The organism is Sagittula sp. MA-2 (genome assembly GCF_030126985.1).
In the GTDB taxonomy this organism is placed as follows: domain Bacteria; phylum Pseudomonadota; class Alphaproteobacteria; order Rhodobacterales; family Rhodobacteraceae; genus Sagittula.
This window is the reverse complement of the sequence record NZ_CP126145.1, coordinates 3,287,514-3,303,312: the sequence shown is the minus strand read 5'-3', so window position 1 is coordinate 3,303,312 and position 15,799 is coordinate 3,287,514. Positions and strand designations below refer to the sequence as shown.

Below are 15,799 nucleotides of genomic sequence, written 5' to 3'. Positions count from 1 at the left end.
GCGGTCCGGGGCGGCTAGGGTCGTGGGATGGAGAACAGCTTCGCAGGCCATGGACAGGGCGACACGCCCGGCGGCGCCCCCGGGGAGATGGGGGAGGCTGCATGGGCGGACGTGCTGCGCGCGGTGGACCGCACCTATGCGGAGCTTGTGGATTACCAGGAAAAGCTGGAAAGCCGGAACGCCGAACTGAGGGCGCTGCGCGGTGTGCTCGCCTCGATCCGCGAGTCGATCGGCGACTACCTTGTGGTGACCGACCGCGACGGGCTGATCGTGGAGGCGAGCGCCTCGTTCTGCGCGATGGCGGGCGTGGCGGAGGCGCGCGCCGTGGGGCGGCCGTTCCTCGATTTCCTCGAACCCGACGCGCGCGCGGCGCTTGGCCGGGCCATCGAGCAGGCGCTTATGGACCGTAGCGTCGCGGGGGTGGAGGCGCCGCTTTCCGGACGCGATGGGCCGGAGCCGGTGGAATGGCGCGTGGCGCCCCGGCAGGAACAGCGCCGCCGCGTCGGTGTCGTGCTGACGGGCCGGCCTCTGGGCGAGCTGCGGCGCGCCTATTCGGAACTGGCGGAGGGCCATGAACGGCTGAAGCAGGCCCAGACCCTGCTGGTGCGCAACGAGAAGCTCGCCTCGCTCGGGCGGCTGCTGGCCGGTGTGGCGCACGAGTTGAACAACCCGATCAGCTTCGTCTACGCCAACTCGCACGCGCTGGGGAAATACGTCGACAGGTTCGAGCAGTATTTCGAACGGGTGCAGGCCGGTGCCTCGCGCGAGGAACTGGTGGAGTTGCGTGCGAAGCTGCGGCTGGACCGTGACCTGAAGAACCTGCGGTCCGCCCTGAACGGCGCGCAGGAGGGGGCGGAGCGGGTGCGCGACATCGTGGCCGACCTGCGGCGCCTGTCAGCGGACGGGACGGGCGACATGGTGCCCTTCGACCTGGGCGACTGCGCGCGCGTGGCGGCCAGCTGGGTGGAGCGCGGCAGCCGGTCGGAGCTCAGGATCACCTTCGAGGGCGCCTGCGACGGGCCTGCGTTGGGTCGTCCGGGACACATCCAGCAGGTGCTGATGAACCTCGTGCAGAACGCGGCGGACGCCATGGCGGGCCAGTCGGACGCCGAGGTCACCCTGCGGCTGCACAGCGATGCCGGGCGCGAGATGATCGATATCTGCGACAACGGTCCCGGCGTGCCCGAGGAGCTGACGGCGGCCATCTTCGACCCGTTCTTCACCAGCAAGGACGTGGGCGCGGGGACGGGGCTGGGGCTGGCGATCTCGGCCAAGATCGTCGAGGAACACGGCGGCACGCTGGAACTGCTGCCGCACGAGAGCGGCGCCTGCTTCCGTGTCGCACTGAGGCGCGCGGAGGCCGGGAAGGACACCGGCAGGGACGCCGGGAAAGGAACGGAGCCGGAATGAACGTACTCTGGTTGCAGACCGCGGGTTGCGGCGGATGCTCCATGTCGCTCCTTTGCGCGGAGGCGCCGGGGGTCTTCGACTTGCTGGAGGGCGCGGGGATCGAGATGCTGTGGCACCCCTCGTTCTCCGAGGCGACGGGCGGCGAGGTGCGCGCCCTGCTTGCCGCGATCGAGGCGGGCGAGCAGCGGCTCGACGTGCTCTGCGTAGAAGGCTCCATCCTGATGGGGCCGGGCGGCACCGGGCGCTACCAGATGATGGCGGGCACCGGGCGCTCGATGCTCGACTGGGTGCGCTCGCTCTCGGCGCTTGCCACGCATGTGGTGGCGGTGGGCACCTGCGCGACCTACGGCGGCGTGACCTCGGCGGGCGAGAACCTGACGGACGCGGTGGGCCTGCAATACGACGGGGCGCACCGGGGCGGCGCGCTCGGCGCCGGGTTCGTGGCGAAGGGCGGCCTGCCGGTGGTCAACGTCGCGGGATGTCCGACGCATCCCGACTGGGTGACGGAAACGCTTATGATGCTGGCGGAGGGCGTGCTGGATGCCGGTGCGCTCGACACGCTGGGGCGGCCGAAGTTCTATGCCGAGAACCTCGTCCACCATGCCTGCCCGAAGAACGAGTTCTACGAGTACAAGGCCAGTGCCGAGAAGCTGAGCCAGATCGGCTGCATGATGGAGCATCTGGGCTGCGTCGGCACGCAGGCGGTGGGCGACTGCAACATCCGCGGCTGGAACGGCGAGGGGTCCTGCACGCGGGCGGGCTATCCCTGCATAAACTGCACCGCGCCGGAGTTCGAGGAACCCGGCCACGCCTTCGCCGAGACGCCGAAGTTCGCGGGCATCCCGGTGGGGCTGCCGACCGACATGCCGAAGGCGTGGTTCATGGCGCTGGCTTCCCTGTCGAAGGCGGCAACGCCGCCGCGCATCGGGCGGAACGCGGTGTCGGACCGGATCCGCGTCCCCCCCAGCCCGAAGGCGCGTTCATGACCAAGACCTTGCTGGTTGGGCCGTTCAACCGGGTCGAGGGCGACCTGGAGATCCGGCTTGAGGTGGCGGAGGGCCGCGTGGCCGCGGCCTATGCCAATTCGCCGATGTTCCGCGGGTTCGAGCGGATGATGATCAGCAAGGGGCCGGAGGACGCGCTGACGATCACGCCGCGGATCTGCGGCATCTGCTCGATCTCGCAATCGGCGGCGGCGGCCCTGGCGCTGGCCGATCTCGCCGGGGCGGAGATGGCGCCGGAGGGCGCGCGGGTCGCCGCGCTTTTGCACGGGGTGGAGAACCTGCTGGACCACCTGACGCATTTCTACCTGTTCTTCATGCCGGATTTCGCGCGCGCGGGCTATGCGGGCCGGGGCTGGCACGAGAGGGTGCAGGCGCGGTTCCTGGCCGGGCAGGGCTCCGGCACGCGGGCGGCCGTGGCGGCACGGGCCGAGCTTTTCCACATCGTGGGGCTTCTGGGCGGCAAGTGGCCGCATACGCTGGCGATCCAGCCCGGGGGTGTCACGCGGGCGCCTTCGGCGCGCGACAAGGCACGCATTGGCGCGTGGCTGGCGGGCTTCCGGCGGTTCCTGGAGCGCGAGGTCTTCGGCGCACCGCTTGAGGCCTTCGACACGCTGTCCGACGTGGCGGGGCTGGATCGCTGGGGTGCGGGCGACGCCGGGTTGTTCCTTGAGGTGGCGGCGGACACCGGGCTCGCCGATCTGGGCCGGGGCCCGGGGCGCTACATGTCTTTCGGCGCCTACCCGGTGCCGGAGGGGCGGCTCTTCCGGCGCGGGCTCTGGCAGGGCGGCACGGTGGGGCCGGTGGACGAGGGGGCCATCGTCGAGGACCTGAGCCACGCCTGGATGCTGGGCGCGGCGGCGCATCCTTCGGCCGGGGAGACGCGGCCCGATGCGGCCATGCGCGAGGACGCCTACAGCTGGTGCAAGGCGCCGCGGCTGGGCGGAGAGACGGTGGAGGTCGGCGCGCTGGCCCGGCAGATCGTCGACGGCCACCCGCTGGCGGTGGCGCTGGCGGGGGAGGGCGGCGTGCGGGCGCGTGTCGCCGGGCGCCTGCTGGAGATCGCGCGGACGCAGATCGTGCTGGAGGGGCTGCTGGCCGGCATCGCGCCCGAGAAGGCTTTCATGACCGAGGTGGCGCTGCCGCGCGACGGGTCCGGCGTGGGGCTGGTGGAGGCAGCGCGCGGGTCGCTCGGCCACTGGCTGAGTGTCGAGGGCGGGCGCATTTCCAGCTACCAGATCGTTGCGCCGACCACGTGGAACTTCTCGCCCCGCGACGGCGGCGGCGTGCCCGGGCCGGTGGAGGCGGCGCTGGTCGGTGCGGAGGTGCGCGAGGGGGAGGACACGCCCCTGGCCGTGCAGCACGTGGTGCGGAGTTTCGACCCCTGCATGGTCTGCACGGTGCATTGATGGCGCAGTGTCTGCGGTTGGGCAGGGCGCGCCCGGGTGTCGGCGGCCTGCGGTGTGGCAGGCGGTGCGCCGAGGTATTTGGACCAAGGTGAAGCCATGGGAGCGGGGAGGCGGATACGGGTGCGCGGTCAGGTGCAGGGCGTGGGCTTCCGCCCCTTCGTCTGGCAGCTTGCGCGCGAGAGGGGGCTGACCGGGGTCGTGCTGAACGATCCCGAGGGTGTGCTGATCCTCGCCGCCGGGGCCGATCTGGACGGGTTCGAACGGGCGCTTGTGGAGCGTGCGCCCCTGCTGGCGCGGGTGGATGCGGTGGAGTCCTTGCCCTGCGAGGTGGAGGCGGAGGGTTTTGTCATCGGCGCCTCCGAAGGGGCGGGGGCCGAGACGCGGGTGACGCCGGATGCGGCGAGCTGCGCCGATTGCCTGGCGGAGGTGCGCGATCCCGGCGACCGGCGGCACGGCTATGCCTTTGCCAATTGCACCCATTGCGGGCCGCGGTTCACCATCCTGCGGGGGCTGCCTTACGACCGGGCACAGACGACCATGGCGGCCTTCCCGATGTGCGACGCCTGCCGGGCGGAGTACGGCGACCCGGGCGACCGGCGCTTCCACGCGCAGCCGGTGGCCTGCCCGGACTGCGGCCCGAGGCTGTGGCTTGAGCCGGAGGGCAGTCTGGCGGAAGCGGTGGCTCGGCTGGCGCGGGGCGAGGTGCTGGCGGTCAAGGGGCTGGGCGGCTTTCACCTGGCCTGCGACGCCACGAACGCGGAGGCGGTGGCGCTGTTGCGGGCGCGCAAGCGGCGGCCGTCGAAACCCTTTGCGCTGATGGCGGCGCTGGAGGTGATCCGGCGGTTTGCACGGGTGGACGGTGCGGCGGAGGCGCTGCTGCGCGACCCGGCGGCGCCGATCGTGTTGTTGCCGAAGGGCTGCGAGACCCTGCCTGAAGGCGTGGCGCCGGGCATGGCCGAACTGGGCTGGATGCTGCCCTATACGCCGTTGCACCATCTGCTGCTTGATGCCTTCGCGGGCGTGCTGGTGATGACCTCGGGCAACCTGTCGGGCGAGCCGCAGGTGATCGGCAACGCGGAGGCGCGGGAAAAGCTCGGGCCTTTCGCCGATGCCTTCCTGATGCACGACCGCGACATCGCGCGGCGGCTGGACGATTCCGTCGAGCGGGCCACGCCGCCGATGGTGTTGCGCCGGGCGCGGGGGCGGGTGCCGGGGACGCTGCCTCTGCCGGAGGGCTTTGGCGATGCGCCTCAGGTGGTGGGCTATGGCGGCCAGATGAAGGCGGCGATCTGCCTTCTGAAGAACGGGCAGGCGCTACTGGGCCATCACCTGGGCGAGCTGGACGAGGCGTTGACCTGGGATGCCTTCCTCGACGCCGACCGGGATTATGCGGCGCTTTTCGATCATCGCCCGGAGGTGGTCGCCGTGGACCTGCATCCGGATTTCCGCGCCTCGCGCCACGGGGCGGCGCGGGCGGAGGCGGAGGGGCTGCGGCTGGAGGAGGTCCAGCATCACCACGCGCACCTTGCGTCCTGCCTCGGCGAGAACGGCTGGCCGCTGGACGGCGGGCCGGTCGCCGGGATCGTGCTGGACGGTCTGGGGCTGGGGCCGGATGGCACGGTCTGGGGCGGCGAGCTGCTGCTGGGCGATTACCGCGGGTACGCGCGGCGCGGCTGGCTGGCGCCGGTGTCGCTGGTGGGCGGCGACCGTGCGCAGGCGGAGCCCTGGCGCAACGCGCTGGTCCGGCTGGACGCGGCGGGGCTGGCGGACTGGGCGGACGGGCTGTTCCCCGATGCGCCGCGCGACATGCTGCGGATGGCGGCGGCGCGGGGGCTGAACGCGCCGCTCTCGTCTTCGGCCGGGCGGCTCTTCGACGCGGTGGCGGCCTGCCTCGGGATTTGCCCGGACAGGCAGAGCTACGAGGGCGAGGCGGCCATGCGGCTGGAGGCGCTGGCCGGTGAGGGCGGCGGTGCGGGCTACGAGTTTGGCCATGACGGGCCGGTCATCGACCCGGGGCCGGTGTTCCGTGCGCTTCATGATGACGTGGCGCGGGGTGCGGGCGCGGCGCAGGTGTCGGCGCGGTTCCATGCCGGGCTGGCGCGGGCCTTTGCCGGGCGCGCGCGGGCGCTGGTGCGGGACGGGGAGGCGGAGGCCGTGGCGCTGACGGGGGGCTGTTTCCAGAATGCGCGCCTTCTGCGGGAGACGCTGGACGCGCTCGGCGATGTGCCGGTGCTGGTCCATCGGACTGTGCCCGCGAACGACGGCGGGCTGGCGCTGGGGCAGGCGCTGGTGGCGGCGGCGCGGGTGGTGGCGGACTGAGGCAGCCCTTGCGTTGCGATGTTGGTGCGCGGGGAGGGTGGCGTGAAACCCCACCCTACGGGGTGTCGCGCGGCCGGGACAGGCATGACTCGGGTCCGTGGTTGCCGCGCTGCGGCAGGGTGCCTTGCGGAAAGCGACTTACCGGAAGCGGGTGGAAAGCGGACAGCCCTTTGCCGGAGGTGGGCGCGCCCATCACCTGCACAACCGGCGCAAACATCTGAAAATCCGTGACTAATCGAAGATATGCGCGGTCTGCACATTCATTTTGCATCGACCCCCTCCGAGCGGCCCATATGGGTGGCAGCTTTGTATGCCACGGCATTCTGCGGCGCCGCATCGCGCCGCTGACGGGGCCGGAGGACAGGGAGGGACCAGCTTGAGCCAGATAGAAACCTTCTATGACGTGATGCGCCGGCAGGGGATCACCCGCCGGAGCTTCATGAAGTACTGCACGCTGACGGCGTCGGCGCTGGGGCTGGGACCCGCCTTCGTGCCGCAGATCGCCCATGCGATGGAGACCAAGCCGCGCACGCCGGTGATCTGGGTCCACGGGCTGGAATGCACCTGCTGCTCGGAGTCGTTCATCCGCTCGGCGCATCCGCTGGCGAAGGACGTGGTGCTGTCGATGATCTCGCTGGACTACGACGACACTCTGATGGCGGCGGCGGGCCACCAGGCGGAGGCGGCGCTGCAGGACACCATCGAGAAGTACAAGGGCAACTACATCCTCGCGGTCGAAGGCAACCCGCCGCTGAACGAGGACGGGATGTACTGCATCGTCGGCGGCAAGCCCTTCGTCGAGCAACTGCGCCACGCGGCGGAGCACGCCAAGGCGATCATCTCGTGGGGCGCCTGCGCGTCCTACGGCTGCGTGCAGGCCGCCGCGCCCAACCCGACGCGGGCGACGCCGGTGCACAAGGTCATCACCGACAAGCCGATCATCAAGGTGCCGGGCTGCCCGCCCATCGCCGAGGTCATGACCGGCGTCATCACCTACATGCTGACCTTCGACCGGCTGCCGGAGCTCGACCGGCAGGGCCGCCCCGCGATGTTCTACGGCCAGCGCATCCACGACAAGTGCTACCGCCGTCCGCACTTCGACGCGGGCCAGTTCGTCGAGGCATGGGACGACGACAACGCGCGCAAGGGCTATTGCCTCTACAAGATGGGCTGCAAGGGGCCGACCACCTACAACGCCTGTTCCACCGTGCGCTGGAACGAGGGCGTGTCCTTCCCGATCCAGTCGGGCCACGGCTGCATCGGCTGTTCCGAGGACGGCTTCTGGGACCAGGGCAGCTTCTACAACCGCGTGACCGACCTGACCCAGTTCGGGGTCGAGGCGAACGCCGACAAGATCGGGCTGGCCGCTGCCGGTGTCGTGGGGGCGGGCGTCGCCGCCCATGCCGCCGTGACCGCGTTGAAGGCCGCACAGAAAAAGACCCAGTCCGCGAAAGAGGAGGCCTGATAGATGGTCATTCAAACCCCGAACGGCTTTGACCTCGACAATTCCGGCAAGCGGATCGTCGTGGACCCGGTGACCCGGATCGAAGGCCACATGCGCTGCGAAGTGAACGTGGACGAGGAGGGCTTCATCCGCAACGCGGTCTCTACGGGCACCATGTGGCGCGGGCTGGAAGTGATCCTGAAAGGCCGCGATCCGCGCGACGCCTGGGCCTTTACCGAGCGGATCTGCGGCGTCTGCACCGGCACCCATGCGCTTACCAGCGTGCGGGCGGTGGAGGATGCGCTGGGGATCACCATCCCCGACAACGCGAACTCCATCCGCAACATCATGCAGCTGAACCTGGAGATCCACGACCACGTCGTGCACTTCTACCACCTGCACGCGCTCGACTGGGTGAACCCGATCAACGCGCTGAAGGCGGACCCGAAGGCCACGTCGGAGCTCCAGCAGGCCGTGTCGCCCTCGCATCCGATGTCCTCGCCCGGCTATTTCCGGGACGTGCAGAACCGGCTGAAGAAATTCGTGGAAAGCGGGCAGCTTGGCCTCTTCAAGAACGGCTACTGGGACAACCCGGCCTACCTGCTGCCGCCCGAGGCGGACCTGATGGCCACGACCCACTACCTCGAGGCGCTCGACCTCCAGAAGGAGATCGTCAAGGTCCACACCATCTTCGGCGGCAAGAACCCGCATCCCAACTGGCTGGTGGGCGGCGTGCCGTGCCCGATCAACGTGCATTCGACCGGGGCCGTGGGCGCAATCAACATGGAACGCCTGAACATGGTGTCCTCGATCATCGAGCAGTGCATCGAGTTCAACAAGAACGTCTACCTGCCGGACGTGAAGGCCATCGGCGGCTTCTACAAGAACTGGCTCTATGGCGGTGGGCTGTCGTCCAAGGCGTGCCTCGCCTACGGGGACATCCCCGAGAACCCGAACGATTTCAGTGCCGAGCAGCTTCACCTGCCGCGCGGCGCGATCATCAACGGCGACCTCACCACGGTGCACGACGTCGACCCGCGCGACCCCGAGCAGGTGCAGGAGTTCGTCGACCATTCGTGGTACACCTACGGCGAGGCGGGCAAGGGGCTGCATCCGTGGGACGGCGTGACGGAGCCGAACTACGAGCTTGGCCCCAACGCCAAGGGCACCCGGACCGACATCCAGGAACTGGACGAGGCGGCGAAGTATTCGTGGATCAAGGCGCCGCGCTGGCGGGGCAACGCGATGGAGGTGGGCCCGCTCGCCCGCTACGTCGTGGGTTATGCCAAGGGTCACGAAGAGATCAAGGACCAGGTCGACCGCCTGCTGCGCGACATGGACCTGCCGCTTGAGGCCGTCTTCTCGACCCTCGGGCGCACCGCTGCGCGGGCGCTGGAGTCGGAGTACTGCGGCCGGTTGCAGAAACACTTCTTCGACAAGCTGGTGACCAACATCAAGAACGGCGACGAGTCGACCGCGAACGTGGCGAAATGGGACCCCTCGACCTGGCCGAAGGAGGCCAAGGGCGTCGGCATGACCGAGGCGCCGCGCGGCGCGCTGGGGCACTGGGTCCGCATCAAGGACGGGCGCATCGACAACTACCAGTGCGTCGTGCCGACCACGTGGAACGGGTCGCCCCGGGACACGGCGGGCAACATCGGCGCCTTCGAGGCGTCGCTGATGAACACCAAGATGGAGCGCCCGGAAGAGCCGGTGGAGATCCTGCGCACCCTGCACAGCTTCGACCCGTGCCTTGCATGCTCCACCCACGTCATGTCGCCGGACGGCGAGGAACTGACGACCGTCAAGGTGCGCTGAGGGAGGACCTGAACCATGAAACGCATTGCAGCACTGATCGCACTTCTTCCGGTTTCGGCCATGGCACACGGGGCGCATGCCCCGGTGCCGGAAAGCAGCCACGGCCTTGCCCACCTCGCGCCCGCGCTTTTGGTGATCGCGGTGGCCGTGGTGGTCGCCCGCATCTCCCTCCGGAGGAAGGACGATGCATGACGGCACGGAGACGATCCACCAGCCGCGGCCGGGGATCGAGCCCCTGCCGACGGCCCGCCTGACCGGCGACGCCACCGCGCAGGACCTCGAGTCGATCCGCAAGCGCACCTCCGTCTACGTCTACGAGGCGCCGGTGCGCCTGTGGCACTGGATCAACGCGGCCTGCATCTTTGTGCTGGTCTTTACCGGCTGGTTCATCGGCAACCCGTTTCCGTCGATGCAGATCGGAGAGGCGACGCACCAGTTCATCTTCGGCTACACCCGCTTCGCGCATTTCGCGGCCGGGCTGATCCTGACGGTGGGCTTCTTCGGACGCATCTACTGGGCCATCGTCGGCAACCACCACGCCAAGCAGCTGTTCTACGTGCCGGTCTGGAACCGCCACTGGTGGAAGGAGCTGTGGTTCGAGGTCAAGTGGTACGCCTTTCTCGAAAGCGAGCCGAAGAAATACGTGGGCCACAACCCGCTGGCGCAGCTGGCCATGTTCATGTTCATGACGGTCGGCCTGTCCTTCATGATCCTGACGGGTCTCGCGCTTTACGGCGAGGGTCTGGGCGATCACAGCTTCATCTATGCTGCCACTAGCTGGGTCCTGACCCTGTTCGGCAACAGCCAGATCGTGCACTCGGTGCATCATCTCGGCATGTGGTTCATCGTGATCTTCATGATCATCCACATCTACGTGGCGATCCGCGAGGACATCATGTCCCGGCAGTCGATCGTCTCGACGATGATCTCGGGGCACCGCACATTCAAGGACGACCGCGCCGACTGACACGGGGCGTCCGCGAAGGCACGGGAAGGCGGGTCGCAGGGCCCGCCTTTTCGCATTCCGGTCAGCGGCTTTCCGGCCGCCGCGTGCAAGATTCTCCGGAGATACATTTTTGAATGGCATTTTGCTTTTCTGTTATTAACAATATTGGAAGATAGATTTCCACATGTCGTGCGCCGATGTTCGCGGTCTGCCTGGAAAAACACTTACCCGGTAAGGGTTTGTTCATTATGCAGGAAAAAGGCCCCGAACCGGCAAGTCCGTTGCCGTCCGCTGCCCATCCATGGAAATGTCTCCCTGGTAACGAGGCTTCCGGCAAGGCGGCTCGACGGAGGAGGACAGCATGACAGGGAAAACCCTCATCATGGGCATCGGCAACGTGCTCTGGGCCGACGAAGGGTTCGGCGTGCGCTGCGTGGAGGCGCTGGCCGACGCGTGGTCCTTCCCGGCGGAGGTGACGCTGCTCGACGGGGGGACGCAGGGGCTGTACCTGCTGCCGTTCCTCGAAGAGGCCGACACCCTGATCGTCTTCGACGCGGTGGACTACGGGTTGGTCCCCGGCACGCTGAAGATCGTGGAGGGCGACGAGGTGCCCGCCTTCATGGGCGCCAAGAAGATGTCGCTGCACCAGACAGGCTTTCAGGACGTGATCGCGACGGCGCAGCTCATGGGATACTGCCCCGAGACGCTGATCCTGATCGGCTGTCAGCCCGAGGAGCTTGAGGATTACGGCGGCGGCCTGCGGGCGGTGGTGGCGGCGCAGATCGCCCCGGCGCTGGAGATCGCGCTGGAGAAGCTGCGCGCCATGGGCATCGAGCCCGTGCCCGGCAAGGCCGACACCCACCTCTTGGCCGACAAGTCGATCCTGCGCGACGCCTACGAGGAGGGCCGCCCCTCCGAGGAAGAGGCCTGCCGCATCGGCGACGCCCGCTTCCTGCCTGCGGGCGCCTGAGCCATGTGCGTCGGCGTCCCCATGGAGATCCTCTCGGTCGACGGCATCTCGGCCATGGCCTCGGGCGCGGAGGGGATCGAGGTGATCGACCTTTCCTTGACGCCGGACGCGACCGTGGGTTGCCACGTCCTGACATTCCTCGGCGCCGCGCGAGAGATCATCACCGCCGACGAGGCCGCGAAGATCGCCAGTGCGCTGGCGGGCCTGCGGTCGCTGATGAACGGCGGCGAGCTGGGCGACGCCTTTGCCGACCTCGAAGACACCGGGCCGCGCCTGCCGCCCCATCTGCAAGCCGCCCTTGCCGCCGGCAAGACCACCGCCTGAAGGAGACCGCCATGTCCCATCCGCTCATCACCCGCCTGACGACCGAATTCGGCTGGCCCCGTTTCGAAGACATGGGATCGCTGGAGGACTGGCGCGCCGGTCCGGGCGTGCACGTGCTGTTCGTGCCGGGCGATCCTGTGCGCAACCTCGAAACCGCCGACGTCGCGGTGATCCTGCCGGAACTGCGGCAGGCCTTCCAGGGCCGTTTCGACTGCGCGGTCTGCGGTGACGCCATCGAAGAGCAGGTTCGCAATGAGACCAAGGTCTTCAAGACCCCCAGCCTGATCTTCTGGCGCGCGGGCGAGATGATCGGCGCCGTGCCGAAGGTGCGCGACTGGGACGACTACATGGCCCGCGTGGCGCATATCCTGAGCCTGCCGGTCGCCGCCGAATAAGGGAGAGAGACAGATGTCGAAATTCGTACTGCCCCCGGTGGGCTTCGGCCCCGGATCGCAGCCTCTGGGCGACGAGGATGCGCAGCTGGAATACATGCCGATGCCGCAGGACATGCGCACCTACGCGCCGCATGTGCCGGACGTGGCGGGCGACGCGGATCAGGCCATGGCCCTGCTGGCGGAGGTCGGAGAAGCCTGCGCGCAGGTGGCCCGCGACGGCGGCTCGAAAACCTTCGACCTCACCGGGCTCGACGCCGCCAATCTCGCCCTGATCAAGGAGACGCTGGGCGAGGGCGAAGTGGCGGTGAAGGTCTGGGGCCTGCCCGCGCTCGCCGCGCAGGAGTCGGTGTTTGCCGGGGTCTGGCGCGTCACCGGAGAGGGCGTCGACCGCATCGAGGTCGCACAGGTGCCGCAGGCCGCCCGGGCGCGCGCCTTCATCCCGCGCAAGCCCGCCGCCGGTGCGCAGGCGCCGAAGGGCATGGGGGTGGTCAACGCCCCGGCGCTGGCGGTGGAGCTGGAAGAGCGTTCCGCCGATTACGCCGCCGCGCGGGAGCTGCATGTCGTCAACCTGACGCTGCTGCCGCACACCGAACCGGATCTGCTGTGGCTCGACACCGCGCTGGGGCAGGGCTCTGCCACGCTGCTCTCGCGCGGCTACGGCAACTGCCGCGTCACGGCGACGGCGCTGCCGCATGTCTGGCGGGTGCAGTTCTTCAACTCGATGGACACGCTGATCCTCGACACCTTCGAGGTGACGGACATGCCCGAGGTGGTCCTGGCCGCCAGCGAGGACCTGAGCGACAGCGCGGAGCGCATCGCCGAAGTGCTGGAGGCGATCCGATGAACACGCAGACCGGGTTCGAAGGTTCCTACCTCGGCGCGGCGGACAAGATCAGCGCGCAGGCGATCATGGAGTGCAAGATCTGCTGGACGCCCTACGATCCGGCAGAGGGCGACGACACGCGGCAGGTGGAACCGGGCACGCCCTTCCTTGCCCTGCCGGACGACTGGTCCTGCCCCAACTGCTCGGCGCCGAAGGAACAGTTCCTCGTGCAGTCCGATCCGGGGTCGGTTGCGGCGCAGCAGGCGGCGGCGCTGGCCCCGCGCATTGCCGCGCTTGAGGCCGATTTCCGCGAGATCTGGCATTCGAAGATGCGCGACGTGCCGATGGTCAACGCCGCGCTGCGGGTGGAGGCCGTGGGCTTCACCCTCTACGAAGGCCGCCCGCTGGGCGTGCTGATCTCGCCATGGTTCATGAACCTCGTGATGCTGTCCGCCGAGGGCGAGGACTGGTCCGGGCTGAAGGCAGGCGAGAAGGAGGTGATCGCTTTCCCCTCCGGCGAGTACGAGTTCCTGCACAACGTCCGGGAGCAGGCGGGCGGCTACAAGGCCTGTTCGCTGTTCTCGCCGATGGGCGACTTCCGCAGCCACAAGGACGCCGCCGACGTGGCGCGCGCCGTGATGGTCGCGCTCTTCCAGGAGGAGCATCGGGCAGAGACTGACCGCTCTGCCGACATCCGCGCCGCGAGAGAAGCGGAGCTGGCTGCGGCAGAGGCAGCGGTAGAAGAGGAGGGAGGGGCGCCCGCGCTCGATCCCGCGCCGACGCGGCGCGCGGTCATCACCGGCGGCATGGCCTCCGGCGAGGAGGAATAGCGCGATGCTGGCGCTCGTCGGACAGCCGGGCTTGGCATGGCGGACGGGACCGGCGCTGCCGGTGGCGCGCCTTGTCATCGGCCGTCCGGCAGAGGAGGCGGCGGCGGTCCTGCCGCGCATCTACAACCTGTGCCGCGGCGCGCAGGAGACCGCCGCGCGGCTGGCCTTCGGTCTGCGGCTGGAGGACGGCACCGACGACCGCCTGCATGCTGAGATCCTGCGCGATCACGTCCTGATGCTGTGCGTCCGCCTGCCGCGCCATTTCGGCAGCTCGGCGTTGGTTCTGCCGCAGGGCTGGCAGTCGGACCCTTCGCTGCTGCGCGCGCCGCTGTTCGGTACGGTCGAACGGCTGCCCCGGCATCTGTCGGAGCTGGACCGCGCCATGGCTGCCGGGGCGGGCGTCATGCTGCTCTTGCGGCGGGTGCGCGACAGCTTTGCCCCGTTCGAGGCGGCAACGGGTGTCCTGCCTGTGCCGGAAGGGTCCGAGGTCCTCGACCTCACGGCGCAGGAGAATTCGGTCGCGGGACGCTGGGCCCTGCATCCACTGATGCGCGAGGTCGAGCGGGACTTCGGGCGCGGGCCCTTCTGGCGGCTCATGGGCCGGGTCGTCGAACTTGACGCGCTGCTGGCCGGTGTGCGCCTGCCGTTCCGCGTGACCCCGGACGGAGAGGCTTTTGTCCCCGCCGCCCGCGGCTGCTACGGTGTCTCGGCACGGACAGAGGCAGGCCGTGTGACCGCCTTTGAGCGGGTGACGCCGACCGATCACCTGCTGGCGGAGGGCGGTGTGCTGGACCGGAGCCTTGCGGCGCTGCCGGGCCGCAAGCGGGGGCTGGCGCCGCTGCTTCTGGATATCCTGGACCCCTGCGTGCCGGTCCGGCTGGAGGAGACGACCGATGCATGAACTCTCGCTTTGCGAAGGCATCCGGACGGTGCTGGAAGACACCGCGCGCCAGCACGGCGTCGACCGCATCGCGCGGGTGCGGCTGGAGGTCGGGCGCTTTGCCGGGGTCGAGAAGGAGGCGCTGTTCTTCGCCTTCGACGTGGTGATGCGCGGCTCTGCGGCCGAGGGGGCCGTGCTGGAAGTGATCGACCTGCCGGGGCAGGCGATGTGCTACGACTGCATGAAGGTCGTGGAGATCGCCCACCGGCTGGACCCCTGCCCGGACTGCGGCGGGGGCAAGCTGATGCCGCAGGGCGGCGATGAAATGCGTATCAAGGATTTGGAGGCTGCGTGATGTGTACGGTTTGCGGATGCGGAGACGGAGAGGTGAAGGTGCACGGCTATGACCACGATCATAACCATGGGCATCATCATCACCATGGGCATGACCATCATCATGACCACGAGCACGGCCATGACCATCACCACGGGGACACCCGTGACCACGTCCACTTCGGCCACGGTCCGGCGGGCGTCGAGGTGCCGGGCATGTCGCAGTCGCGGCTGATCGAGATCGAGACCTCGATCCTCGCCAAGAACGACCGCTACGCGGAGGCCAACCGCAGGGCGCTCGCCGCGAAGGGTGTCCTTGCGCTGAACTTCGTCTCTTCCCCCGGTTCGGGCAAGACGACGCTCCTGTGCCGGACCATCGAGGCGCTGGGGGACCAGCCGCTTGCCGTGATCGAGGGCGACCAGCAGACCCAGAACGACGCCGACCGAATCCGTGCGACCGGCGCGCGGGCCGTGCAGGTGAACACCGGCAAGGGCTGCCACCTCGACGGGCACATGGTGGGTCACGCGCTGGAACATCTCGACCTCGCTCCCGGCGCGATGCTGTTCATCGAGAACGTCGGCAACCTGGTCTGTCCGGCGGGCTTCGACCTGGGCGAGGACTGCAAGGTGGCGATCCTGTCGGTCACCGAAGGCGAGGACAAGCCTTTGAAATACCCTGACATGTTCCAGGCGGCGCGGCTGGCGATCCTGAACAAGACCGACCTCGCCCCGCATTGCGACGTGGACATGGACCTCTACGAGGCGAACCTGCGCCGGGTGAACCCGGAGATCGAGATCATCGCCCTCTCGGCCCGCACGGGCGAGGGCATGGACCTCTGGACCGGCTGGCTGAAGGCGCGCCTCGCGGCGAAACGGGCGCCAGCCGCCGCGGAGTGA

General features: G+C 69.0%; 16 protein-coding genes. All 16 read left to right on the top strand.

What is annotated here, in order from left to right; all coding sequences use genetic code 11:
* Positions 1–27 precede the first annotated feature (27 nt).
* The 16 genes from QNI11_RS16125 (at position 28) to hypB (ending at position 15,799) form a co-directional block, all read left to right on the top strand.
* Complete coding sequence (locus tag QNI11_RS16125) at positions 28–1,410, top strand: sensor histidine kinase (protein ID WP_283980879.1); 1,383 nt, start codon at positions 28–30, stop codon at positions 1,408–1,410.
* Complete coding sequence (locus tag QNI11_RS16120; protein ID WP_283980878.1) at positions 1,407–2,396, top strand: HupU protein; 990 nt, start codon at positions 1,407–1,409, stop codon at positions 2,394–2,396. The genes QNI11_RS16125 and QNI11_RS16120 overlap by 4 nt, the downstream gene beginning before the upstream one ends.
* Positions 2,393–3,820 carry a nickel-dependent hydrogenase large subunit gene (locus tag QNI11_RS16115; protein ID WP_283980877.1) on the top strand — a complete coding sequence of 476 codons (1,428 nt, stop codon included), beginning with the start codon at positions 2,393–2,395 and terminating at the stop codon, positions 3,818–3,820. Before QNI11_RS16120 ends, QNI11_RS16115 begins: the two co-directional genes overlap by 4 nt.
* A gap of 96 nt (positions 3,821–3,916) precedes the next feature.
* Positions 3,917–6,139, top strand: a complete 2,223-nt coding sequence (hypF, locus tag QNI11_RS16110) for a carbamoyltransferase HypF (RefSeq protein ID WP_283980876.1) — start codon at positions 3,917–3,919, stop codon at positions 6,137–6,139.
* A 376-nt stretch (positions 6,140–6,515) separates the two neighbouring features.
* A complete protein-coding gene (locus tag QNI11_RS16105) occupies positions 6,516–7,604 on the top strand; it encodes a hydrogenase small subunit (RefSeq protein WP_100929627.1) in 1,089 nt (362 codons plus the stop codon).
* Between the two features lie 3 nt (positions 7,605–7,607).
* Complete coding sequence (locus QNI11_RS16100; RefSeq protein WP_100929628.1) at positions 7,608–9,401, top strand: nickel-dependent hydrogenase large subunit; 1,794 nt, start codon at positions 7,608–7,610, stop codon at positions 9,399–9,401.
* A gap of 15 nt (positions 9,402–9,416) precedes the next feature.
* Positions 9,417–9,593, top strand: coding sequence for a hypothetical protein (locus QNI11_RS16095; RefSeq protein WP_283980874.1), 177 nt, complete (start codon positions 9,417–9,419; stop codon positions 9,591–9,593).
* On the top strand, positions 9,586–10,368 hold the full coding sequence (gene cybH, locus QNI11_RS16090) for a Ni/Fe-hydrogenase, b-type cytochrome subunit (RefSeq protein ID WP_100929629.1): 783 nt from the start codon (positions 9,586–9,588) through the stop codon (positions 10,366–10,368). The genes QNI11_RS16095 and cybH overlap by 8 nt, the downstream gene beginning before the upstream one ends.
* Positions 10,369–10,708: 340 nt before the next feature.
* Complete coding sequence (locus QNI11_RS16085) at positions 10,709–11,317, top strand: HyaD/HybD family hydrogenase maturation endopeptidase (protein WP_100929630.1); 609 nt, start codon at positions 10,709–10,711, stop codon at positions 11,315–11,317.
* A 3-nt stretch (positions 11,318–11,320) separates the two neighbouring features.
* On the top strand, positions 11,321–11,641 hold the full coding sequence (locus QNI11_RS16080; RefSeq protein WP_283980873.1) for a HypC/HybG/HupF family hydrogenase formation chaperone: 321 nt from the start codon (positions 11,321–11,323) through the stop codon (positions 11,639–11,641).
* Positions 11,642–11,652: 11 nt separating this feature from the next.
* On the top strand, positions 11,653–12,036 hold the full coding sequence (locus tag QNI11_RS16075) for a hydrogenase accessory protein (protein WP_283980872.1): 384 nt from the start codon (positions 11,653–11,655) through the stop codon (positions 12,034–12,036).
* Between the two features lie 13 nt (positions 12,037–12,049).
* Positions 12,050–12,880, top strand: coding sequence for a hydrogenase expression/formation protein (locus QNI11_RS16070; protein ID WP_283980871.1), 831 nt, complete (start codon positions 12,050–12,052; stop codon positions 12,878–12,880).
* Positions 12,877–13,689, top strand: a complete 813-nt coding sequence (gene hybE / locus QNI11_RS16065; protein ID WP_283980870.1) for a [NiFe]-hydrogenase assembly chaperone HybE — start codon at positions 12,877–12,879, stop codon at positions 13,687–13,689. Before QNI11_RS16070 ends, hybE begins: the two co-directional genes overlap by 4 nt.
* 4 nt (positions 13,690–13,693) lie before the next feature.
* Positions 13,694–14,590 (top strand): hydrogenase expression/formation protein HupK, encoded by an 897-nt coding sequence (locus QNI11_RS16060; protein WP_283980869.1) that lies wholly within the window; start codon positions 13,694–13,696, stop codon positions 14,588–14,590.
* The gene (gene hypA / locus QNI11_RS16055) at positions 14,583–14,924 is read left to right on the top strand and encodes a hydrogenase maturation nickel metallochaperone HypA (protein WP_100929636.1); all 342 of its coding nucleotides are present in this window, start codon (positions 14,583–14,585) and stop codon (positions 14,922–14,924) included. Before QNI11_RS16060 ends, hypA begins: the two co-directional genes overlap by 8 nt.
* Positions 14,924–15,799, top strand: coding sequence for a hydrogenase nickel incorporation protein HypB (hypB, locus tag QNI11_RS16050; protein ID WP_283980868.1), 876 nt, complete (start codon positions 14,924–14,926; stop codon positions 15,797–15,799). The genes hypA and hypB overlap by 1 nt, the downstream gene beginning before the upstream one ends.